Annotated in this window: 20 protein-coding genes; 4 read left to right on the plus strand and 16 right to left on the minus strand. The window is 68.3% G+C overall.

Annotated features, from left to right (window positions below; genetic code table 11):
* Nucleotides 1-12 precede the first annotated feature (12 nt).
* From BSE24067_RS29395 to BSE24067_RS29445, 11 genes are all read right to left on the minus strand, one after another.
* Nucleotides 13-3048 carry a type III restriction-modification system endonuclease gene (locus BSE24067_RS29395; RefSeq protein ID WP_151066256.1) on the minus strand — a complete coding sequence of 1012 codons (3036 nt, stop codon included), beginning with the start codon at nucleotides 3046-3048 and terminating at the stop codon, nucleotides 13-15.
* The gene (locus BSE24067_RS29400) at nucleotides 3048-5066 is read right to left on the minus strand and encodes a site-specific DNA-methyltransferase (RefSeq protein WP_151066257.1); all 2019 of its coding nucleotides are present in this window, start codon (nucleotides 5064-5066) and stop codon (nucleotides 3048-3050) included. Before BSE24067_RS29400 ends, BSE24067_RS29395 begins: the two co-directional genes overlap by 1 nt.
* A gap of 471 nt (nucleotides 5067-5537) precedes the next feature.
* A complete protein-coding gene (fliR, locus tag BSE24067_RS29405; RefSeq protein WP_151066258.1) occupies nucleotides 5538-6320 on the minus strand; it encodes a flagellar biosynthetic protein FliR in 783 nt (260 codons plus the stop codon).
* Nucleotides 6321-6351: 31 nt separating this feature from the next.
* Complete coding sequence (fliQ, locus tag BSE24067_RS29410; RefSeq protein WP_006750427.1) at nucleotides 6352-6624, minus strand: flagellar biosynthesis protein FliQ; 273 nt, start codon at nucleotides 6622-6624, stop codon at nucleotides 6352-6354.
* Nucleotides 6625-6640: 16 nt separating this feature from the next.
* Nucleotides 6641-7402, minus strand: coding sequence for a flagellar type III secretion system pore protein FliP (gene fliP, locus BSE24067_RS29415; protein ID WP_151066259.1), 762 nt, complete (start codon nucleotides 7400-7402; stop codon nucleotides 6641-6643).
* 36 nt (nucleotides 7403-7438) lie between these two features.
* Nucleotides 7439-8011 (minus strand): flagellar biosynthetic protein FliO, encoded by a 573-nt coding sequence (gene fliO, locus BSE24067_RS29420; RefSeq protein WP_151066260.1) that lies wholly within the window; start codon nucleotides 8009-8011, stop codon nucleotides 7439-7441.
* A complete protein-coding gene (gene fliN / locus BSE24067_RS29425; RefSeq protein WP_151066261.1) occupies nucleotides 8008-8499 on the minus strand; it encodes a flagellar motor switch protein FliN in 492 nt (163 codons plus the stop codon). The genes fliO and fliN overlap by 4 nt, the downstream gene beginning before the upstream one ends.
* Nucleotides 8492-9490, minus strand: coding sequence for a flagellar motor switch protein FliM (fliM, locus tag BSE24067_RS29430; protein WP_151066262.1), 999 nt, complete (start codon nucleotides 9488-9490; stop codon nucleotides 8492-8494). The genes fliN and fliM overlap by 8 nt, the downstream gene beginning before the upstream one ends.
* Nucleotides 9491-9512: 22 nt before the next feature.
* Nucleotides 9513-10049, minus strand: a complete 537-nt coding sequence (gene fliL / locus BSE24067_RS29435) for a flagellar basal body-associated protein FliL (RefSeq protein WP_151066263.1) — start codon at nucleotides 10047-10049, stop codon at nucleotides 9513-9515.
* 193 nt (nucleotides 10050-10242) lie between these two features.
* Nucleotides 10243-10965 carry an LrgB family protein gene (locus BSE24067_RS29440; protein ID WP_151066264.1) on the minus strand — a complete coding sequence of 241 codons (723 nt, stop codon included), beginning with the start codon at nucleotides 10963-10965 and terminating at the stop codon, nucleotides 10243-10245.
* Nucleotides 10966-10978: 13 nt separating this feature from the next.
* Nucleotides 10979-11455: a CidA/LrgA family protein gene (locus tag BSE24067_RS29445; protein WP_151066265.1), complete on the minus strand. Its 477-nt coding sequence runs from the start codon at nucleotides 11453-11455 to the stop codon at nucleotides 10979-10981.
* Nucleotides 11456-11597: 142 nt separating this feature from the next.
* Between BSE24067_RS29445 and BSE24067_RS29450 the strand changes: the two genes are divergently transcribed.
* Nucleotides 11598-12524, plus strand: a complete 927-nt coding sequence (locus tag BSE24067_RS29450; protein ID WP_151066266.1) for a LysR family transcriptional regulator — start codon at nucleotides 11598-11600, stop codon at nucleotides 12522-12524.
* A 72-nt stretch (nucleotides 12525-12596) separates the two neighbouring features.
* Here the strand turns inward: BSE24067_RS29450 and BSE24067_RS29455 are convergent, their stop codons facing one another.
* Nucleotides 12597-14159 (minus strand): DHA2 family efflux MFS transporter permease subunit, encoded by a 1563-nt coding sequence (locus tag BSE24067_RS29455; protein ID WP_151066267.1) that lies wholly within the window; start codon nucleotides 14157-14159, stop codon nucleotides 12597-12599.
* A gap of 174 nt (nucleotides 14160-14333) precedes the next feature.
* Nucleotides 14334-14819: a MarR family winged helix-turn-helix transcriptional regulator gene (locus BSE24067_RS29460; RefSeq protein WP_151066268.1), complete on the minus strand. Its 486-nt coding sequence runs from the start codon at nucleotides 14817-14819 to the stop codon at nucleotides 14334-14336.
* A gap of 172 nt (nucleotides 14820-14991) precedes the next feature.
* Between BSE24067_RS29460 and BSE24067_RS29465 the strand changes: the two genes are divergently transcribed.
* The 3 genes from BSE24067_RS29465 to BSE24067_RS29475 all read left to right on the plus strand — a co-directional run bounded on the left by BSE24067_RS29465 (nucleotide 14992) and on the right by BSE24067_RS29475 (nucleotide 17519).
* The gene (locus BSE24067_RS29465) at nucleotides 14992-15282 is read left to right on the plus strand and encodes a multidrug ABC transporter ATPase (RefSeq protein ID WP_151066269.1); all 291 of its coding nucleotides are present in this window, start codon (nucleotides 14992-14994) and stop codon (nucleotides 15280-15282) included.
* 300 nt (nucleotides 15283-15582) lie between these two features.
* The gene (locus tag BSE24067_RS29470; protein ID WP_151066270.1) at nucleotides 15583-17118 is read left to right on the plus strand and encodes an efflux transporter outer membrane subunit; all 1536 of its coding nucleotides are present in this window, start codon (nucleotides 15583-15585) and stop codon (nucleotides 17116-17118) included.
* 242 nt (nucleotides 17119-17360) lie between these two features.
* Entirely contained in the window at nucleotides 17361-17519 is a 159-nt protein-coding gene (locus tag BSE24067_RS29475; RefSeq protein ID WP_170297517.1) for a hypothetical protein, read from the plus strand.
* 160 nt (nucleotides 17520-17679) lie between these two features.
* On the opposite strand, the gene BSE24067_RS29480 is transcribed toward BSE24067_RS29475, so the two are convergent.
* The 3 genes from BSE24067_RS29480 to gspL form a co-directional block, all read right to left on the minus strand.
* Nucleotides 17680-18468, minus strand: a complete 789-nt coding sequence (locus BSE24067_RS29480; RefSeq protein WP_151066274.1) for a type II secretion system protein N — start codon at nucleotides 18466-18468, stop codon at nucleotides 17680-17682.
* 31 nt (nucleotides 18469-18499) lie between these two features.
* The gene (gspM, locus tag BSE24067_RS29485) at nucleotides 18500-19006 is read right to left on the minus strand and encodes a type II secretion system protein GspM (RefSeq protein WP_151066271.1); all 507 of its coding nucleotides are present in this window, start codon (nucleotides 19004-19006) and stop codon (nucleotides 18500-18502) included.
* Nucleotides 19003-19749, minus strand: a 747-nt coding sequence (gene gspL / locus BSE24067_RS29490) for a type II secretion system protein GspL (RefSeq protein WP_174904950.1), incomplete at its 5' end; no start/stop codon positions are given. The genes gspL and gspM, both read right to left, overlap by 4 nt.

Genomic DNA, 19749 nt, shown 5'->3' on the forward strand with positions numbered 1-19749 from the left:
ATGCCCTCTGCGTCACCGTCCGTCGCGCGCAAGCGGCGCGGCCGGCGCAGCCGGCTCGAACAACGCGTCCACCTCCCTGACACGCACGAACCGCGCCGCATCGTCGCCGCCCGCGAGCGCACGGAAATGCGCTTCGCCGCACGCGAGCTTCGCGCGCTCGTGCTCGCTCGGCGCGTCGCCGTCCGCATTCGGCGTATCGACGACGAAGTACAGCCGCTCGCCGCCATCCTGCTCCGCGAGCACGGCCCAGTCCGGGTGATAGCTGCCGAGCGGCGTCGGCACGCGGAACCACGCAGGCAGCTTCGCGTACAGCTTCACGCAGTCGTGCGCCTCCAGCGCATCGGCGAACGCGCGCTCCGCGTCGGTCTCGCACACGACCGCCTCGTGAATCGACTTGCGCGCATCGAGCCGCAGGCTGCGCAGATAACCGGTCAGCGTCTCGCTCTCGAACGACTCGAGCGCATGCACGTGGCGCTCGCCGAGCTTGCGATACGCGATGCCCGCGACCAGCGCGAGCCGCTTGCAGCGGTTGATCGCATCGGCGGCCAGCGCGATGAACTGCTGCGGATTCACGCGGAAATCGTCGAGCCGGCCGCTGTCTGCCAGGATCGTCGCGAGCGATCGGCGCGTGAGCTGCGTGCGATCCTGCAGCTCGGTGAGCAGGTCGGGCAGCGGCAGCTCGCCCTCGTCGATCAGTACGGTGCCCGCGCCGGCGACTTCGATCGCCTCGATGCCGGCCTTGCCGATGTCGATCTCGGCCTTGCGCCACTGCAGCCGCGCACGTGCGATGTCCGGTGCGTCGCGCAGCGCGGCCGTGCAGTCGCGCACGAGCTTCGCGTTGTCGAACTCGACGCTGTACACGGTGCGATGGCGGATGCGGTCCCACAGCGCGCGGAAGTCGTCGCCGAACACGACGGCCTTGCCCGACGCGTCACGCCGCAACGCGATCGCGCGGCGCTCGTCCGCATTGCGCACCGCGAAGCGGCCCGACAGCTTGCGCAGCGTCGCGACGATCGGCGCGCGCAGCGATTCGAACGCTTCCGGCAGCACGAGCGCGCTCTGGCGCAGCGCATCCTTCAGCCGGTCGAGCACCTTGCCTTGGGTGTCGACGTAGCCTTGCTCGTGCAGATGCGTCCACAGCACGCGCGACAGCTCGATGCCGAGCGCATGCGCGGGACCGTCGCCTTCCTGCACCGGCAGCGCCGCGAACTGATGTTGGTCGACGATGCCGAAGCGGATGCCCGTGTCGGCCTCGATTTCCTTCTGCAGGTTCTCCGCGAACGACTCGTAGCGCTCCGTCGCGATCACGGTCAGCGTGTTCACGCCCGGATCGCGCACACGTTCGCCGTCCTGGTCGACCGCAAGGCGCAGCCCGCGGCCCAGCGTCTGGCGGCGCTCGCGTTCGGTGTGGATGTCGCGCAGCGTGCAGATCTGGAACACGTTCGGGTTGTCCCAGCCTTCCTTCAGCGCCGAGTGCGAGAAGATGAACTTCAGCGGCGTGTCGAACGACAGCAGCGCTTCCTTCTCGCGCATGATCAGGCCGTACGCACGCTCCGCGTTCTCGCGCGCCGCGGCGCTGCTTTCGCTCGTGTCGGTCCAGCCGCCCTTGCGGTCGATCGAGAAGTAGCCGTTGTGCGCACGCTCGACCTCGAGCGCGATGTCGACGCCGTCGAACAGTGCGCGATAGGCCGGCACGCGGGCCGCGCGCGCGTATTCCTCTTCGAAGATCAGCGCGTAGTCGCCCTTCACGGGCATCCCGTTCTCGTCGTAGCGGCGATAGCGCTCGACCGAATCGACGAAGAACAGCGACAGCACCTTCACGCCGCGCTCGGCGAGGCGCAGCTCCTTGTCGAGATGCTCGCGGATCGTGCGGCGGATCATCTCGCGCTGCACGGCGAGCGTGTCGATGTCGCCGAACGCCTCGCCCAGCGACAGGAACGCGTCGCCTTCCGGATGGCGCAGCTCCACGTACTCGGCGCCCTTCGCCGCATGCACTTCGCCGATCCGCAGCCCCGCGTACAGCGCGCGCTTCGTCAGGCGTTCGAGATCGTCGCCGTCGGTGGCCGACACGATCTGCCGCTTCACGCCGGCCGCGGTTGCGACGTCGAGCTCGATGCGCGCGCTGATCGCGCCGCGCCGGTTCGACACGCCGACGAGCCGCACGTACGGCTTGTTGTGCGCGTCCTCCACGATCGCCGACGCGATCTCGATCTGCTTGACGAGCTTGCGCTCGTACGCGTCGACCGCATCGAGCCGGTACACCATGTGGTGCCGGTCGACGTGCGTGGCCGAATAGCGCAGCGTGCAGAGCGGCGCCATCGCGGCGAGCGCTTCGCGGCCGCGCCCTTCGAGCCCGCCGTCGACGCTCTGCGGCTCGTCGACGATCACGATCGGCCGCGTCGCGCGGATCAGGTCGATCGGCTTCTCGCCGCCGGTCTTCTCGCTGTCCTTGTAGAGATTGTTGATCTCTTTCTTGTTGATCGCGGCGACCGTCATCACCATGATCTGGATCGCCGCGCTCGCCGCGAAATGGCGCACCTGGCCGAGCTTCGCGGAGTCGTACAGGAAGTAGTCGTACGGCACGCCCGCGTACAGCGAGCGGAAGTGATCCTCGGTGATCGCGAGCGTCTTGTGCACGCCTTCCTTGATCGCGATCGACGGCACGACGATCACGAACTTCGTGAAGCCGTAGCGGCGGTTCAGCTCGAAGATCGTGCGCAGGTATACGTAGGTCTTGCCGGTGCCGGTCTCCATCTCGACGGTGAAGTCGCGCGAGCCGGGCTGGCCGGACGGCGGCAACCCGCCGCGCAGCTGCACGTCGGCGAGATTGCGCGCGAGCGCGTCGTCGGTCAGCGACAGCCGGTTGCCGACACCCTGCTCCGACACCGCGAAGCCGAGCGAGCCCTGCGCGGCGGCCGTCGTGCCGGGCGCGGCGTTCGCGAGCACGCTGAAGTCGCCGCGATACGACTCCTGGCCGCGAAACAGGTCGCAGACGGCGTCGATCGCCTCGCGCTGATAGTCGAGGTCCGCTTCGAAATGCAGCCGCATCACAGGCTCCGCACGCGCTTCACGCCGTGCTGTTCGAGCAGCGCGGCGAGATTGAGCTTCGCGACGTCGTCGACGAAGCCGCTGTCGCGGAACAGGCACGTGACGTCGCGCGTCGCCCCCGTCGCATCGAGCAGGTCGACGATGCCGTCGGCCAGCGGGCCCGCGTCGTCGCGCGACAGCCGCGCGTCGAAGCACGCGACGATCGCGCGGCCGATCAGGTGCACCGTCTTGCCGGCGATCTGGTGATGCTCGACCGGCGTGCACAGATCGAGGCCGAGCTTCAGCGTCAGCTCGGCGAGCAGATCGTCCTCCGTGCGGCCGGTCTTCACGTGCTCGACGGACGCGAAGAGGGCATGGTCGAAGTCGTCGCGGCGCGGATCCCACTCGATCACGTTCGTCGTGTCGAGCCGGTACACGCGAAATCCGAGGTCGCCATAGCTTTCCGGATAGTCGCGCGCGACTTGCTGCGCGGCGCGGCGCAGGCGCTCCTTCGTGATTTCCGCGAGCGTCAGCGGCTTCTTCAGCTTCGCGCAGAAATCGGCGGCCGCGGCTTGCGTCTTGTCGCGGCGGTCCAGCGCTTCCGGCAGCTGCACGAGGATGTAGCGGCGCGCGCCGCCGTCGGTCGCGTTCACCTGCATCACCGCGTGGCCCGTGGAGCCGGAGCCCGCGAAACAGTCGAGCACGATGTCGTCGCCGCGCGTGCACCAGCCGATCACGGCCGCGGCGAAGTCGACCGGCTTCGGCTGGTCGAACGGGATCCCGAGCGTCTTCAGCAGCGCGTCGTCGGAGCCGGCGAACGGCAGCACCGACGGCACGTTCTCGTACATGTTCTCGTCGAGGTAGTAGATCCGCTGCGGCTGCGTGGTTTCATCCGGGCCGAATTCGATCTGGCCGCGCTCGATCAGCGCCTGCATCGTCGCGGGCGGGTTGCGCCAGCCGCGCGCCGGCATCGCGCACGGCTTGCCGGTGACCGGATGGATCAGCGGCGTGAAGTACTCGTCCGGCGCCTTCTTCTTGTTCGGCCACGCCATCGACACGAGCCGGTACACGCGCCCGTCGGCCGACAGCCGGTCGTACATCACCTCGCCGCCGGACAGGTTCGTCTGTGCCTTCATCCACGCGCGGTACGCCTTCTGCGCGTCCTTCGCGTTGCCGCTGCGGTATACCGCGTCGTGCGCGGCATCGAGCATGCGCTGCGCGTTGCGCTTCGGCCGCTTCAGCGGCGCCTGTTCGAGCAGCGTCTCGGCGTTGCGCGCGAACAGCACCAGCGATTCGTGCTGGTACGCGATGCCGCGCGCGTCGCCTTTCGGGTTGCGCTTGTCCCATACGGCCACGCCGAGCTCGTTTTCCTCGCCGAAGATCTCGCGCAGCATCAGCACGAGCGCATGCACTTCGTGTTCGTCGATGTGCACCGCGATCAGCCCTTCGTCGGACAGCAGCGCGTGCGCGAGCTTCAGGCGCGGGTACATCATGTTCAGCCAGTCGGTGTGGAACCGGCCGTTCGCCTCGGTATTGGTGCTGCGCTTCACGCCGCCTTCGGTCTGGCCCGTCATCGACAGGTAGTGACGGATGCTGTCGCTGAAGTCGTCCGGATAGACGAAATCGCTGCCGGTGTTGTACGGCGGGTCGATGTAGACGAGCTTCACCTTGCCCGCGTAACTCTTGTGCAGCAGTTTCATCACGTCGAGGTTGTCGCCCTCGATCACGAGATGGCGCGTGTCGTCCCAGGCGACGCTGTCGTCGGGGCACGGGCGCAGCGTGCCGGTCGACGGCGTGAGCGCGGCCTGGCGCGCGCTGCGCTTGCCGTGCCAGTGAAAGCCGTAGCGTTCGTCGGCGTCGCCGACGGTGCGCTCGCCGACCAGCGTCTTCAACACGTCGACGTCGACCGACGCGCCGTGCGGGCCTTCGGTCACGAGTTCGGGGAACAGCGCCTTCAGGCGCGCGACGTTGTCGGCGACGAAATCCGTCGACATCGCCTGCGGGCTCTCCGCATCGAGTTTCTGCATCGTTTTTTCCATCGGAGCCCGGCCGCGGCGCCAGGACATCGGGCGCACTCGCGGCACCGGCGGCAATGGCCGCCCGGGCAAACCCGAAACGCTAGCGAGTCGGTCGGCGCAGGTCAAGCGCCGATGTGAGGCGAGCGTGCGCGCATCGGCCGCGAACGCCCGCCGGACGGGCCGGGAGCGGCTTCGGGGCGGCCTCGCGCGCGGGGCGGCAGGCGCCGGCTTGCCGGGCGCGCCGGAACCCGCGGCATCGATGAAAAAAGGGCACGGTCGGCGCAGTGCGCCCGCGTGCGCGCATGGTGCACACCGGATGGAAGACGCGACGGCGCTCGGGGGCCTCGCATCGTGTCAGACGTCAGTTCGACGCGGTTCTCGCACCGAACGGCAACGACACCGTGTAGCCGCCGTGCCGTCTTGTCGTCGTTGCATGGTATCGCGCGCTTTTCGCAAGCGAAGCGGAACACCGCGGCCAAACGACGTCGCGCCTCACCGCCACCCGAGCAACACCCGCCCCATCGCATCGAGTCCCATGTCGAACAGGTGAGACACGAACGGGACGAGGTTCGGGATCATCAGTTGCACGAGCAGCAGCCCGACCAGCATCGTGACCGGAAAGCCGATCTGGAAGATGCCGATCTGCGGCGCCGCGCGGTTCAGGATCCCGAGCGCCAGGTTCGCGATCAGCAACGCGGCAACCACTGGCAGCGCCAGCAGCAGCCCCATCTCGAACACCGTCGCGCCGAACGCGGCAAGCGTGCGCCAGCCGGGCGCGTGCAGCAGGTCGGCCGACACCGGGAGCGTCTGGAACGACGCGGCAAGTGCCGCGAACATCTGCAGGTGGCCGTCCACCGCGAGGAACGCGAGCATCGCGATCGCGTTCAGGAAGCGGCCCATCACCGGCGTCGCGCCGTTCGAATGCGGGTCGAAGAACGTCGCGAAGCCGAGCCCCATCGACAGCCCGATGAAGTCGCCGGCCGCCTCGACGGCCGCGAACACGAGCTGCATCGTGAAACCCATCGCGATGCCGATCAGGAACTGCGTGACGACGATCCAGATGCCCTGCGCGGAAAACACGGTGACGCCCGGCATCGCGCCGAGCGTCGGCGCGACGACCAGCGCCATGAACGCGGCGATGCCGATCTTCACGCGCACCGGCACGGCCGCGTGGCCGATCACGGGCGCCGTCGCGACGAGCGCGAGCATCCGCACGAACGGCCACAGAAAGGCGGTCAGCCAGCCGTTGAGCTGCGCGTACGTTACCGAGAACATCGCGGGAGAAGGTGGGCGGGCGCGCGGCCGCTCAGCCGGCGCCGAGCGTCGCGACGTGCAGCAGCGTCTGCCGCAGGTAGTCGAGCATCGTCGTCAGCATCCACGGGCCGGCGATCACGAGCGTCGCAGCCACCGCGAGCAGCTTCGGGATGAACGACAGCGTCGATTCGTTGATCTGCGTCGCGGCCTGGAACAGGCTCACGACGAGGCCGACCGCGAGCGCGACCAGCAGCAGCGGGGCGGCCAGCAACAGGCCGACCATCATCGCCTGGTGCGCCAGCGTCATCACCTGTTCGGGCGTCATCGCGCGTTTCCTCCGCTTACGTGAAGCTCTGCGCGAGCGAGCCGATCAGCAGCTGCCAGCCGTCGACCAGCACGAACAGCATCAGCTTGAACGGCAGCGACACCGTCGACGGCGACACCATCATCATCCCCATCGACATCAGTACGCTCGCGACGACCATGTCGATGATCAGGAACGGGATGAAGATCGTGAAGCCGATCTGGAAGCCGGTCTTCAGTTCGCTCGTGACGAACGCGGGCACCAGCAGCGACAGCGGCACGTCTTCCGGGCCTTGCATCGGCGCGGCCTTCGAGATCTTCGCGAACAGCGCGAGATCGGTCTCGCGGGTCTGCTTCAGCATGAACGTCTTGAACGGCGCGACGCCGCGCTGCACGGCCTGCTCCATCGGCATCGAACCGTCGGAGAACGGCTTGTAGCCGTCGGCGTACGCGCGGTCGAGCACCGGCGACATCACGAAGAACGTGAGGAACATCGCGAGGCCGACCAGCACCTGGTTCGGCGGCGTCGTCGCGGTGCCGAGCGCCTGGCGCAGCAGCGACAGCACGATGATGATGCGCGTGAAGCTCGTCATCATCAGCAGCATCGCCGGCAGGAACGACAGCATCGTGAGCAGCAGCATCGTCTGCACGCTCAGCGAATAGGTGGTGCCGCCGTTCGGGCCCGGGCTCGTGTTGAACGCGGGCAGGCCGGCCGCCTGCGCGCACGCGAGCGCCGGAGCGAGGCCGAGGATCAGCACGGGCGCGAAGCGCGCCGCGCGACGCAGGAATTCGTGTTTCATCGGAATGCGGAGACGGAAATGGGACGCGGCGGCATGTCAGCGGTCCTTGCCGCGCCCGAAGCGCTTCGCGGCTTCGCCGGCGAGCGCGTCGCGAAACCGGGCGCCGAACGAGCCGGGCTGGCCGGGTTCGGCCGGTACGGCGCCGGCAGGGGCGTCGCCCGCGGCCGGAAGCGCCGCGGGCACCGAGCCGGCGGGCAGCGAATGCAGCAGCCGCACGTTGCCCGGCGCGACGCCGAGCACGAGCCACGTATCGCCGATCTCGACGATCGTCGCGCTTTCCTTCGCGCCGAGCCCGACGCTCGACACGACCTTCAGCGGGCCGCCGCGCCGCGCGGGCTGGAACCCGAAGCGGCGTGCGAGCCACGCGCAGCCGAACACGAGGCCGATCACGACCGCGAGCCCGACGAGCGTCTGCAGCACCGCGCCGATGCCGAGCGACGGCGCGGCCGAGCCGACCATCACGCTCGACGCGATCGAACCGGCGTGGTTGACCGCGTTCATGTCGGCGGCGCCGGCCGGCGCGCATGCGAGCGACGCGGCGACAGCTACCGCTGCCGCTGCGGCGCTCGACGCAACGCGCGCGCCGCAGCCGGACTTCGCAACCTTCATCGATTCAGCTTCCGGATACGTTCGGCCGGCGTGATGATGTCGGTCAGCCGGATGCCGAACTTGTCGTTGACGACCACGACTTCGCCCTGCGCGATCAGGCAGCCGTTCACGAGCACGTCCATCGGCTCGCCGGCGAGGCCGTCGAGCTCGACGACCGAGCCCTGCGCGAGCTGCAGCAGGTTGCGGATCGCGATCTTCGTGCGGCCGAGTTCCACGGTCATCTTGACCGGGATGTCGAGAATCATCTCGATATCGTTGTGCGTCGAACTCGGCGCGGCCTTCGACAGCGGCTGGAACACGCCCGCGCCGGTCGCGCCGGCCGGCACCGGCTGATGGTTCTGTTCGGCGAGCGCGGCGGCCCAGTCGTCCATGCTCAGCTCCTCGTCGGCCGCGGCGGGCGCCTTCTGCGCGGCCGCGGGCGATTCCGCCAACGCCGCGTCGGCGAGTGCCTGCGGGTCGAGTTCGGGCGTCGGGTTCAGCTCACTCATATCCACCTTCCTTCATCGTGTCGCTCGCGCTGATCATCTTCTGCACGCGCAACGCATATTGACCATTGAAAATGCCGTAGCCGCATTCCATCACCGGCACGCCGTCGACCTTCGCGGTGATCGTGTCCTCGATCTCCAGCGGCAGCACGTCGCCCGCGCGCAGGTTCAGGATCTGTTCGAACGTCGACGGGATTTCCGCGAGATCCGCGGTCAACTCGACCTCGGCCGACTGCACCTGCTGCGACAGCACGCGCACCCAGCGGCGGTCGACTTCCAGCGCCTCGCCCTGGATCGGCGACGCGAGCACGTCGCGGATCGGCTCGACCATCGAATACGGCATGCAGATGTGCAGCGTGCCGCCCGTCGGCCCGAACTCGATCGAGAACTGCGTGACGATCACGATCTCGTTCGGCGTCGCGACGTTCGCGAACTGCGTGTGCATCTCCGAGCGCACGAACTCGAACTGCAGCGGCCGCACGCTCTTCCACGCGGTCGTGTAGTGCTCGAACACGAGGTGCAGCAGCTTGCCGATGATCCGCTGCTCGGTGGCCGTGAAGTCGCGGCCCTCGACGCGCGTGTGGAAGCGCCCGTCGCCGCCGAACAGGTTGTCGACGACGAAGAACACGAGGTTCGGGTCGAACACGAACAGCGACGTGCCGCGCAGCGGCTTCACGTGCACGAGGTTCAGGTTCGTCGGGATCGGCAGGTTGCGGGTGAACTCGCTGTACTTCTGCACCTTCACCTGGCTCACGGAAATTTCCGCCGTGCGCCGCATGAAGTTGAAGATGCCGATCCGCAACAGGCGCGCGAAGCGGTCGTTGATGATCTCGAGGCCCGGCATCCGGCCGCGGACGATCCGCTCCTGCGTCGCGATGTTGTAGGGACGGACGCCCGACGTGTCGCGCTGCTCGTCGACTGCGTCGGTTTCGCCGGTGACGCCCTTGAGGAGGGCATCGACCTCCTCCTGGGACATGAACTCCTGGTGGCCCATGCGCGCTCCTTGTCCGGCCGCGTTACTGGACGACGAATTCGGTGAACAGCACGGCGTCGACCTTCGCGTGCTGGTTGCCCGGCTGCGTCGGCTGCTCGATCAGCGTGCGCAGTTCCGTCGACAGCGCACGCTTGCCGTCCGGCGTCGCGAGATCCTCGGGATGCTTGTTCGACAGCGCGAGCAGGATCCGGCTGCGGATCTCGGGCATCCGCGCGGTCAGCTGCTCCTGCGCCTTCGGGTCGGTGAGCTTCAGCGACAGGCCGACGCGCAGGTAGTGCTGCATGCCGTCGTCCGACTGCAGGTTCACGGTCAGCGGGTCGAGCGGGAAGAACACCGGCGCGGCGAGCGGCGGCGGCTCGGCCGGCGCGCTCGCGTGGCCGACGCCCGCCTTGCTCAGGAACACGTACATGCCGCCGGCAGCGGCGGCGGCCGCGCCCAGCGCGATGACGGCGATGAGCGCGATGCGCTTGAACTTGCCGGACGAAGCCGGCTTGTCGGCGGTCGGGTTTGCGGTCGTGGAGGCCATGTGAATGCGTGCGTGATGTCTCGTAGCATGCATTGTTCGGCATCCGGGCCGCCGCCGATGGGTGGAAAAGAGGGGGGAATTGCGGCTATCTCAGCCGATTGTCGGGCGGCTGTCGGCTCGATGCAGGGGGCGACGGCGGGGGAAGCGGTCTGGCGGGGCGGGAGCGTGGAGCAGGCGGTGATGCGGTGAAGGCGGAGAGGCGGGCGGCGCCTCCGCCCGCATCGCGTCAGATCGGCAGCAGCGACAGCAGCGGTGCGATCAGCACCATCGCGACGCCCGCGATCATCATCGTGAGGCTCGACACGACGCCTTCCTCGTTGCCGATCTCGCGTGCCTTCGCGGTGCCCACGCCATGGGCCGCGGCGCCGAACAGCGCGCCGCGCGCGAGCCGCGTGCGCATCGGCACCAGCGCGAGCACGATCTCACCGAGCAGCATCCCGCAGATGCCGGTCGCGATCACGAACAGCGCGGTAAGGTCCTTCGGCGCATGGATCTTGTCGGACACGGCGAGCGCGAACGGCGTCGACACCGAGCGCGTCATCAGCGAGCGCTGCAGTTCCGGCGACAGATGCAGCAGCTTCGCGAGCAGCAGCGACCCGCACACGCCGGCGCCGATCCCGACCGCGACGCCGACCGACAGCGACAGCCAGTGCCGGCGGATCAGGTCGCGATACTCGTAGATCGGCACCGCGAACGCGATCGTCGCCGGGCCCAGCAGCCACATCAGCCAGCGCGTGTCGCGGAAGTAGACCGAATACGGGATGCCGGTCAGCAAGACGAGCAGCACCAGCACACCCGGCACGAACACGAGCGGCGAGAACAGCAGCGTCTTCCTGTACGCGTAGAGCCGCTTCGACGCGAAATACAGCGCGACCGTCAGCACGAAACAGCCGACGGAAATCGCGGTGTTCACGTGATCGGCGGACAGGCTCGACAGCAGCGCGTGCATCGCAGGCTCCCGCTCAGTGCGCGGATACGGTCGCGAGACGCGCGCGGCGGCGCTCGGCGAACACGCGCTGCGCGGCGAGCCGGCGCTCGAGCTTCGCGGCGAGGTCGACCGCGACGGCCACCGCGACCATCACGAACGCGGTGCCGGCGAGCATCACCAGCGCGATGCGCCAGCCGTCCTCGCGGAACAGCCCGCCGTACTGGACGGCCGCGACGGCGGCCGGCACGAAGAACAGCAGCATGTCGGACAACAGCCAGTTCGCGCCGTCCTTGACCCACGCCGGCGCGACGCGGCCCGAGAACAGCAGCGCGAGCAGCACCGCGAGGCCGATCACGCCCGACGGCACCGGCAGGCCGACCGCGCGCACGGCCCAGTCGACGCCCATCCACAGCACGCCGAGCGCGGTGGCCTGCAGCACGATCCGGCCCGTGCGCGCAACGTTGCCGGAAGCGGCGGGGCGGGCGGCGGTGGCGTGGGTCGAGTGGGTCATGGCGGGCTCCATACGGATAGTGCTGTCAATGGTCCCAAGTATAGGGTTTCCCCTAACCATAAATAAAATGACTTGTCTCTATCCTTGTCATTCCAATCCGGAATTCTCGTGCGCGTTGCCGCACCAAACTGGGGAGTCATCGATGGAATTGCGCGCGCTGCGGTACTTCGTCGAGGTGGTCCGGCAGCAGAGCTTTACGGCGGCGGCCGACCGGCTGTTCGTCACGCAGCCGACCATCAGCAAGATGGTGAAGGCGCTGGAGGACGAGATCGGCTCGCCGCTGCTGCTGCGCGACGGCCGGCAGATGGTGCTGACCGATGCCGGGCGGATCGTGTTCCAGCGCGGTCAGGACGTGCTCGCCGCGCAGGCCCAGCTGCAGTCGGAGCTGAAGGATCTCGGCACGCTCGGCCGCGGCGAGCTGACGATCGGGATTCCGCCGCTCGGCGGGTCGCTGTTCACGCCGATCATCGCCGCGTACAAGCAGCGCTATCCGAACATCGAGCTGAAGCTGTTCGAGCAGGGCGCGCGGATGATCGAGGCGGCGCTGATGTCCGGCGAGCTGGAACTCGGCGGGCTGCTGGAGCCGGTCGATCCGGGTACGTTCGACCGGCTGCCGATGGTGCGCGCGCCGCTGTGGCTCGTCGCGCCGCGCGAGTCGCGCTGGGAGGATCACGCGGCCGTGCCGCTCGCGGATCTCGCGCGCGAATCGTTCGTGTTCTACGCGGAGAGCCTCGCGCTGCACGACGCGGTGCTCGATGCGTGCCGGCAGGCCGGCTTCACGCCGTCGATCGTGAGCCGCAGCGGGCATTGGGATTTCATGGCCGCGCTGGTGCACGCTGGCGTCGGCATCGCGCTGCTGCCGGAGCCGTATTGCCGGCGGCTCGACGCGCGCCAGTTCACGTGCCGGCCGATCGTCGAGCCGGAGATCACGTGGGCGATCGCGCTCGGCTGGCTGAAGAAGGGCTATCTGTCGCATGCGGCGCGGGCGTGGCTCGACGTCGCGCGGGCGACGCTGCCGATCGCGTCGGGCGACGATCTGGCGTTCGGGGGATTGCGGGCGAGGGAGTGAGGGCCGGCCCGCAAGGCGTCGAAACGGGCGGCGAAGCAAAAAGGGCGGCCGCGATGGCCGCCCGTCGGATCCTCAATGCCCCATCGCCGGCCCCGCGCCCTTCTTCGGCTTCGTGATCCACACGAGCGCCGCGAGTGCGATGAACACGCCCGCCGACAGGTGGAAGAAGTCGTTGGTCGCCATCATGAAGCCCTGCTGCGTGACGAGCTGGTTCAACTGCGCATTGGCCGTCTGCCCGACGATGCCGAGCTGCGCGAGCGCGCCCTGGTAGTCGGTCGTGTTCTGCGCGTAGATGCTCACCGATTCCGACAGTCGCGCGTGGTGGTAGATCGCGTCGTTCTCCCAGAACGTCGAGCTGGCCGCGGTGCCGATCGCGCCGGACAGCGTGCGCAGGAAGTTCGACAGCCCCGACGCGCTTGCGAGCCGCTCGTCCGAGATGCTCGACAGCGTGATCGTCGTCATCGGCACGAAGAAGCACGCGACGCCGATCCCCTGCACGAGCCGCGGCAGGATCACGTGGTTGAACGGCACGTCGAGCGTGAACGTCGAATTCCACACCGACACGATCGCGAACACGATGAACGCGAAACTCGCGACCATCCGCAGGTCGAGCCGGTGCATGTTGCGCCCGATCAGCGGCGACAGCACGAGCGCGAGCAGCCCGACCGGCGCGGTCGCGAGGCCGGCCTTGCCGGCCGTATAGCCCATCACCGTCTGCAGCCACAGCGGGAAGATCACGACCGAGCCGAAGAACGCCATGAAGCCGAACGAGATGATCAGCGCACCGAGCGCGAAGTTGCGGTCTTTGAAGAGCGTCAGGTCGACCACCGGCTCCTTCTCGGTCGCCTCCCACACGAGCATGAACGCGAGCGACACGACCGCGATCAGCGCGAGCGCGACGATGAAGGTCGAGTTGAACCAGTCGCGGTCCTTGCCGAGGTCGAGCATCATCTGCAGGCACGACACGCCGATCACGAGCAGCGCGAGGCCGATCGCGTCGATCCGCTGTTTGGTCGTCTTCGTCTCGCGGCCGCGCAGCAGGAAGTACGCGCAGGTCGCCGAGAACACGCCGATCGGCAGATTGATATAGAAAATCCACGGCCACGTGTAGTTGTCGCTGATCCAGCCGCCGAGCAACGGGCCGAAGATCGGCGCGACGATCACCGTCATCGCCCAGAGCCCGAGCGCGAGCCCGCGCTTCGCCGGCGGATAGCTGCGCATCAGGATCGTCTGCGACAGCGGCACCATCGGCCCCGACACCAGCCCCTGCAGCAGCCGGAACGCAATCAGCGTCTCGAAGTTCGACGCAAGCCCGCACATCGCCGACGCGATCGTGAACGCGAGCACCGACAGCGTGAACAGGCGCACCTCGCCGACCCGCCGCGCGAGCCAGCCGGTCAGCGGCACCGCGATCGCGGACGCGACCGAATACGACGAGATCACCCACGTGCCTTCGCTCGTCGCGACGCCGAGGCTGCCCGAGATGGTCGGCACCGCGACGTTCGCGATCGACGTGTCGAGCACTTCCATGAAAGTGCCGAGCGCGAGCCCGACGGTGAGCAGCGCGAGCGCCCCGCCGGAAAGCGGCGCGGGTTCGGCGGCAGGGGAGGCGGCGGATGCCGTGGTGGCGGACATCGGATTCTCCTAGATGCGGCGCGCGCAACGCGCCGGCACAACGCGCGGGCGCGCGATACCGCGCGGCCCGGCCGGGTGGAACGGATAAGGGAATGAATCGAGCGTGTGTCTCGTCATCTTCTGCCCAGACAGACAAATAAGCGGACGTTTAATCCAGACATCGGGCCCTCGCGCTCAGCAGTCAGGTTCGTCGGGCTTCGGGCAGCCGGCGTCGGGCCCGTTCGCGATGAAGCGCTGCAACAGGCCGATGAGCGTTGCCAGTTCGTCGGCCGAGAAGCCGGCGAGCTGCGCGTTCAGCGCGGTCGCGATCAACGACGGCAGCGCGCGGGCCGCATCGGCGCCGCGCTCGGTCAGCGTCAACTCGATCACGCGGCGATCTTGTTCGCTGCGCGAGCGCGCGACGAGACCCTTGCGTTCGAGCCGGTCGAGCATCCGCGTCATCGAGCCGCTGTCGTACGACATCTTGCGGGACAGCTCGAACGGGGTGCGCGCATAGCCGCGCGACAGCAGCAGGATCACGCCGATCTGCTGCGCGGTGAGATCGAGCGGCTCGAGCGCGCGGTCCATCCGTTCGACGAGCGCCTGCCGGGCCTTGGTCAGGTAGTAACCGAGGCTCGTTTCCAGCTCGATGGTGTCGGGATCGTAGAGGCCGCCGTTCATGCGATTGCGCGCGCAGCAACAGTGCGTTTCAGGTCAAAACGCGCCCAGTATCTTGAAAAATGATTGCTTAGTCAATATTATTTCAGTCAACCAGTTACGACGTGCCTGTTGCACTGCCGGAGACTATGTTCTGACCGCTTAGCCCGCGCTGCCGGGCCCGAGGATGTCCGCGATGCTGTTCCTGAAAAATGCCGCCGGCGCGCTGCGCCGCAACCTGACCGATACCGCTCATCATGTGTTCTCCGGGCCGCACCGCGGCTGGAAGATCGCGCTGTACGTGACGATGCTGGTCGTGCCTGGCGGCTCGCTCGCGGCGCTCGGGTGCGCGTGGTTCGATCATCGCCGGCAGCGCAACGCGAAGGGCGCCGCCCGCGGTACGAATCAGCCGGCGGCCACGGAGCCGTCGACATGGCGGTCCGCCGCCCAGCCTGTTCCCGTTCCCGTGGCCGCGCGCTGCCCCTGAAGCCGCACGGTTCGCGCCATTCCGACTGACTGATCGACCGACGGCTACGCGCGCGGCTGGTCGCCGTTCGCCGCGCATACCGCGCTTCGTTCGTGCGGCGGCCGCAACTGCGCGGTAACGACCGGTAAACCGGCCGGCCGCGCCGGTAACACATGCGTGCGGCCGCGCACCGTACCCTTGGGGCTGCGCGGCTTTCCCGCCGTCAGTTACCATTTGTCCGCCAGCGGCCAACGACCGCACCGCATGACCGCACCGTGCGACGCCGATCGCCGGCCGTCGCGCCCAGACAGGAACATCACGATGCCGTACGCCTCCCTCCCGCGCGCCCTTCGCCCGCTGAGCGCCGCCGTCGCCGTTGCGACGGCCGTGCTGCTCGCCGGCTGCGCCGTCGGGCCCGACTATCACCGGCCCGACACGTCGATCCCCGCCGCCTTCAAGGAAGCGCCGGCCGGCTGGAAGGTCGCGCAGCCCGCCGACCGTGCCGATCGCGGCCCGTGGTGGGCCGTCTACAACGATCCGCAGCTCGACGCACTGATCGGCAAGCTCAACGCATCGAACCAGACCATCGCGCAATCCGCCGCCGCGTACCGGCAGGCGCGCGCGCTCGTCACGGAGGCGCGCGCCGCGTACTTCCCGACGGTCGGCCTGAGCGCGTCGGGCTCGCGCTCCCGCACGGGCCGCACGTCCACGTCGTCGAATCTGTCGGGCTTCGGCAGCAGTTCGTCGATCAGCAACAGCTACAGCGTCGGCCTCGATGCGAACTGGGAGCCGGACCTGTGGGGCAAGGTGAGCCGCAGCGTGAGCGCGCAGCGCGCCGGCGAAGCGGCTGCCGCGGCCGATCTCGCGAACGCGCGGCTGTCGCAGCAGGCGCTGCTCGCGCAGACCTACTTCCAGCTGCGCACGTCCGATGCGCTGCAAAAGCTGCTCGACGATACGGTGAAGTCGTACGGCGAATCGCTGCAGCTCACGCAGAACCAGTACGCGCAGGGCGTGGCCGCGCGCGCGGACGTGATCCAGGCGCAGACGCAGCTGCAGAGCGCGCAGGCCGCGGCGATCGACAACGGCGTCGCACGCGCGCAGTACGAGCATGCGATCGCGACGCTGATCGGCGAGCCGGCGTCGGCGTTCTCGCTGCCGCCGAACCCGCTGACGGCGGAGCCGCCGATCACGCCGGTCGACGTGCCGTCCACGCTGCTCGAGCGCCGGCCCGACATCGCGGCCGCCGAGCGCCGGGCCGCTGCGGCGAACGAGCAGATCGGCGTCGCGATCTCCGCGTTCTTCCCGACACTGACGCTGTCGGCGAGCGGCGGCTTCCAGAGTTCCGTGTGGTCGCAGTTGTTTACGCTGCCCGCGCGGTTCTGGACGGTCGGCCCGCAGCTCGCGGCGACGCTGTTCGATGCCGGCCTGCGCGCCGCGCAGACCGATGCCGCACGCGCGGCCTACGACCAGGATGTCGCCGCGTACCGCCTCGCGGTGCTCAACGCGTTCCAGGACGTGGAAGACAACCTGGCGTCGCAGCGCATTCTTGCGCAGGAAATCGACGTGCAGCGGCAGGCCGTCGACAGCGCCCAGCACTCGCTCGCGATCGTCACGAACCAGTACAAGGCCGGCACGGTCGCGTACCTGAACGTGCTGACCGCACAGACCACCGCGTTCACCGCGCAGCAGAAGCTCGCGACGATCGCCGGGCAGCGGATGCTGTCGTCGGTCGGGCTCGTGAAGGCGCTCGGTGGCGGCTGGGATGCGTCGGACATGGCGCGCGAGACGGGCGACGTGGCGGCGCCGGCGCCTGCGTCCGTGAGCAGTGCGGCGGCCACGCCGGTCGCCCGGAAATGAACATCGCGATCGATTGAACGACTGCATGTCAGATCGCTTGGCGAATAAACGGCGAAAATGACATCTTTCGTTCAAGTACTAAAATCAGATAATCAAATTCGACAAATTGCCGATGAAAATTGATTTTTGTCGTTTTCCAATTATCTCAAAATAAAATCGTTGAACTTATTAATGACGCAGCATACGAATTCACTGCATCGACATCGTGATGCGAATTAACCATTAATAAGGAAACAATCGAAATGATTGCACACATCGGATCGAAGTGCCCGCAGGGCGGTACGTGGCATCCCGTTGGAAATCCGAATGACACACGCTCCATCGGTATCGACAACATCATGCCGCCCACGCCGAACGGCGAACCGTACTGGGTTCTGAAAACGCCGACCGGCGACAAGTAAGTTGCATGGGCCGGCTTTGCCGGCCCTTCGTTTCATTGCCCGGCGTCTTGATATCCGAATCGATCGGCGAACCAGCGTATTTCAACCCTGCCGGCAGCGATTTCAGTAAAAACCATTCCAGCCGATCGCACGTTCACGTGTCGTTGAAACGACCGCGCAATCAGCGCGTCGCATCGCCGAAGATCAGCGACACCTGGTTGTTGCCGATCGGATGACCGAGCAGGTTCAGCAGCCCGGCGAGATTCGCCTGCTGCTCGGGCGCCGCATGCGCGGTGCCGCGAAACGATCCGTGTCCGGGGCCAAAGCTGCCGTGCCCGTCGAGGAACAGCGGGCCTTGCGTCGTCGACAGGTCGAGATCGGCGTCCGTGCCCTTCGCCTGCAGCACCGCACGGTACGAGCCGAGCGGCTTCACGCGCGACACGCGCGAACTCATCGAATCGATCGTCACCGTCAGCTGGCCGAACGCATTGCGGCCGATCGTCCGCCAGTCGGTCCAGCCGAGCCGCACGTCGCCCTGCAGGTCGAGCGTGTTGAACGGCGTACCGAGCCCCGCGAGCAGCGACGCCGGCACGGCCATCGAGCCCGCCGACAGCGCCGCGCCGCGCCACGTTGCATCGAGCGTGACCGCGTCGGGCATCGCTTCGGTCTGCCGCATGCGCATCTGCACGCGCCCCGTCAGCAACGGCCAGAACCGCGTCGTCCATTCGACGCGGCCCGGCAGCAGCGTCGCCGCGCTCTGGTCCGCGCCCGGCGCGAGCATCAGCGTGCCCGAACCGTGCCACAGCGAGCCGTCCGGATCGACGAGATTCACGTGGCCGCCGGTCGCGCGCGCGAACTGCGGCGCGATCCACGCGGCCGGCGCGAGCGCGACGAGCGTTGCCGCCGTCGCGAGCCCGCCGGCGAGCACCCACGGCAACACGGCGGCAAGCCGCCTGATTCCCGGCCTCATCGGCCGGCCGCCACTGGTTTCGTCCACTGCGTCATTTCTGCGTCGACGGTTGCATCACGGCCGTCAGGTCGACCTGGCCGTCCTCCTTCAGGGCCGTCACGTGCGCTTCGCCGACCTGCACCTTGAACTGCCGGCGCGCGTCGTCGAGCCACTGCGTCCACACCGGGAACGGCACGTTCTTCATCTGGATCTGCACGCCGTTGCCGACGACCTGCACCTGCGCACCCTGCAGCCCGTGGTCGGACAACGATGCGGTGAGTGCGTCCTTCAGCGCGAGGCCGGTCGGTGCGACGCCTTGCGCCGCGGCCGTCAGCGACTTCGCCTCGTTGGCCTGCGCGGTCATCTGCGCGAGTTCGCGGCGCATCGTCGGCAGTTCGTTGCGAATCCGCGCGCAGCCTTCCTGCGCCGGCGACCACAGCACCGAGTACGCGATCGCGACGGCCAGCACGGCGCCGCCCCAGCCGAGCAGCGTGCGCTCGCGCGGCGTGCGTTCGCCCCAGAACTGGGCGAGCGCCTGGTTCAGTTGTTCGGTGTTCATGAGCGGCTCCGGATCGTCCATTTGCCGGTGCTGCTGTCGACTTCGCCGGCCAGCCCGTTGCGCGCGAGACGCTGCGGGAAATCGGGGTCGACCTTGACCTCCGGCTTGAAGCCGACGTCGAGCCGCCGGTCGTGATAATCGAGCGACGCGATGCCGTTCAGCGGCAGCGCGCCCATCGAACGCGCCAGTCCGCTCGACAGCGCGAGGAAATCGTTCGGCGACAGCTCGCCCGCCGCGAGCCGCAGCTGGTCGAGCTGGCGCTGCATCTGCGCGGGCGGATCGAGCACCGTCGTCGTCTTCGGGAACGCGGACAGCAGCGTCTCGGTGATCTGCGCGGACAACGCGTCGCGCTCGCGCGACAGCTTCCACCAATGCAGGTTCATCCCGATCACCGCGACGCCGAGCGTCGCCGCGGCGAGCGCGATCGGCACGCGCAGGCGTTTCACCGTCGCGCGGTCGAAGCGCCACGGCTGCGACTCGAATTCGAACTGGCACAGATCGAAGCGCTCGGTCAGCGCGCGCCGCGCGAACGCGTCGAAAGGCAGCGGCTGCGCGCCCGGCAGCAGCGGGGCGTCGGCGCGGCCGACCGACGCGAGACGCGGCTCCGCGCCCGGTTCGCCGAGTTCGTACAGTTCGACGTCGGCGCCGCCCGCGAGCGCGGCGAGCGTACCCGCCGCGCGTGACGCGGGCGCCGCGAAGCCTTCGCCGAGCGCGCCGCGGGCGATCGCGAGCTCGAGACGCGG

Source organism: Burkholderia latens (assembly GCF_902499045.1).
GTDB lineage: Bacteria > Pseudomonadota > Gammaproteobacteria > Burkholderiales > Burkholderiaceae > Burkholderia > Burkholderia latens.

Excerpts from the sequence above, each read along its gene's own strand:
- BSE24067_RS29450 (WP_151066266.1), top strand. The coding sequence starts at position 11,598 with ATGGAATTGCGCGCGCTGCGGTACTTCGTCGAGGTGGTCCGGCAGCAG.
- gspM (WP_151066271.1), bottom strand. The coding sequence starts at position 19,006 with ATGAACACCGAACAACTGAACCAGGCGCTCGCCCAGTTCTGGGGCGAA.
- BSE24067_RS29440 (WP_151066264.1), bottom strand. The coding sequence starts at position 10,965 with ATGCACGCGCTGCTGTCGAGCCTGTCCGCCGATCACGTGAACACCGCG.
- BSE24067_RS29465 (WP_151066269.1), top strand. The coding sequence starts at position 14,992 with ATGCTGTTCCTGAAAAATGCCGCCGGCGCGCTGCGCCGCAACCTGACC.
- fliN (WP_151066261.1), bottom strand. The coding sequence starts at position 8,499 with ATGAGTGAGCTGAACCCGACGCCCGAACTCGACCCGCAGGCACTCGCC.
- BSE24067_RS29475 (WP_170297517.1), top strand. The coding sequence starts at position 17,361 with ATGATTGCACACATCGGATCGAAGTGCCCGCAGGGCGGTACGTGGCAT.
- BSE24067_RS29470 (WP_151066270.1), top strand. The coding sequence starts at position 15,583 with ATGCCGTACGCCTCCCTCCCGCGCGCCCTTCGCCCGCTGAGCGCCGCC.
- fliQ (WP_006750427.1), bottom strand. The coding sequence starts at position 6,624 with ATGACGCCCGAACAGGTGATGACGCTGGCGCACCAGGCGATGATGGTC.
- fliM (WP_151066262.1), bottom strand. The coding sequence starts at position 9,490 with ATGGGCCACCAGGAGTTCATGTCCCAGGAGGAGGTCGATGCCCTCCTC.
- BSE24067_RS29395 (WP_151066256.1), bottom strand. The coding sequence starts at position 3,048 with ATGCGGCTGCATTTCGAAGCGGACCTCGACTATCAGCGCGAGGCGATC.
- BSE24067_RS29455 (WP_151066267.1), bottom strand. The coding sequence starts at position 14,159 with ATGTCCGCCACCACGGCATCCGCCGCCTCCCCTGCCGCCGAACCCGCG.
- BSE24067_RS29460 (WP_151066268.1), bottom strand. The coding sequence starts at position 14,819 with ATGAACGGCGGCCTCTACGATCCCGACACCATCGAGCTGGAAACGAGC.
- BSE24067_RS29400 (WP_151066257.1), bottom strand. The coding sequence starts at position 5,066 with ATGGAAAAAACGATGCAGAAACTCGATGCGGAGAGCCCGCAGGCGATG.
- BSE24067_RS29445 (WP_151066265.1), bottom strand. The coding sequence starts at position 11,455 with ATGACCCACTCGACCCACGCCACCGCCGCCCGCCCCGCCGCTTCCGGC.
- fliP (WP_151066259.1), bottom strand. The coding sequence starts at position 7,402 with ATGAAACACGAATTCCTGCGTCGCGCGGCGCGCTTCGCGCCCGTGCTG.
- fliR (WP_151066258.1), bottom strand. The coding sequence starts at position 6,320 with ATGTTCTCGGTAACGTACGCGCAGCTCAACGGCTGGCTGACCGCCTTT.
- fliO (WP_151066260.1), bottom strand. The coding sequence starts at position 8,011 with ATGAAGGTTGCGAAGTCCGGCTGCGGCGCGCGCGTTGCGTCGAGCGCC.
- BSE24067_RS29480 (WP_151066274.1), bottom strand. The coding sequence starts at position 18,468 with ATGAGGCCGGGAATCAGGCGGCTTGCCGCCGTGTTGCCGTGGGTGCTC.
- fliL (WP_151066263.1), bottom strand. The coding sequence starts at position 10,049 with ATGCATGCTACGAGACATCACGCACGCATTCACATGGCCTCCACGACC.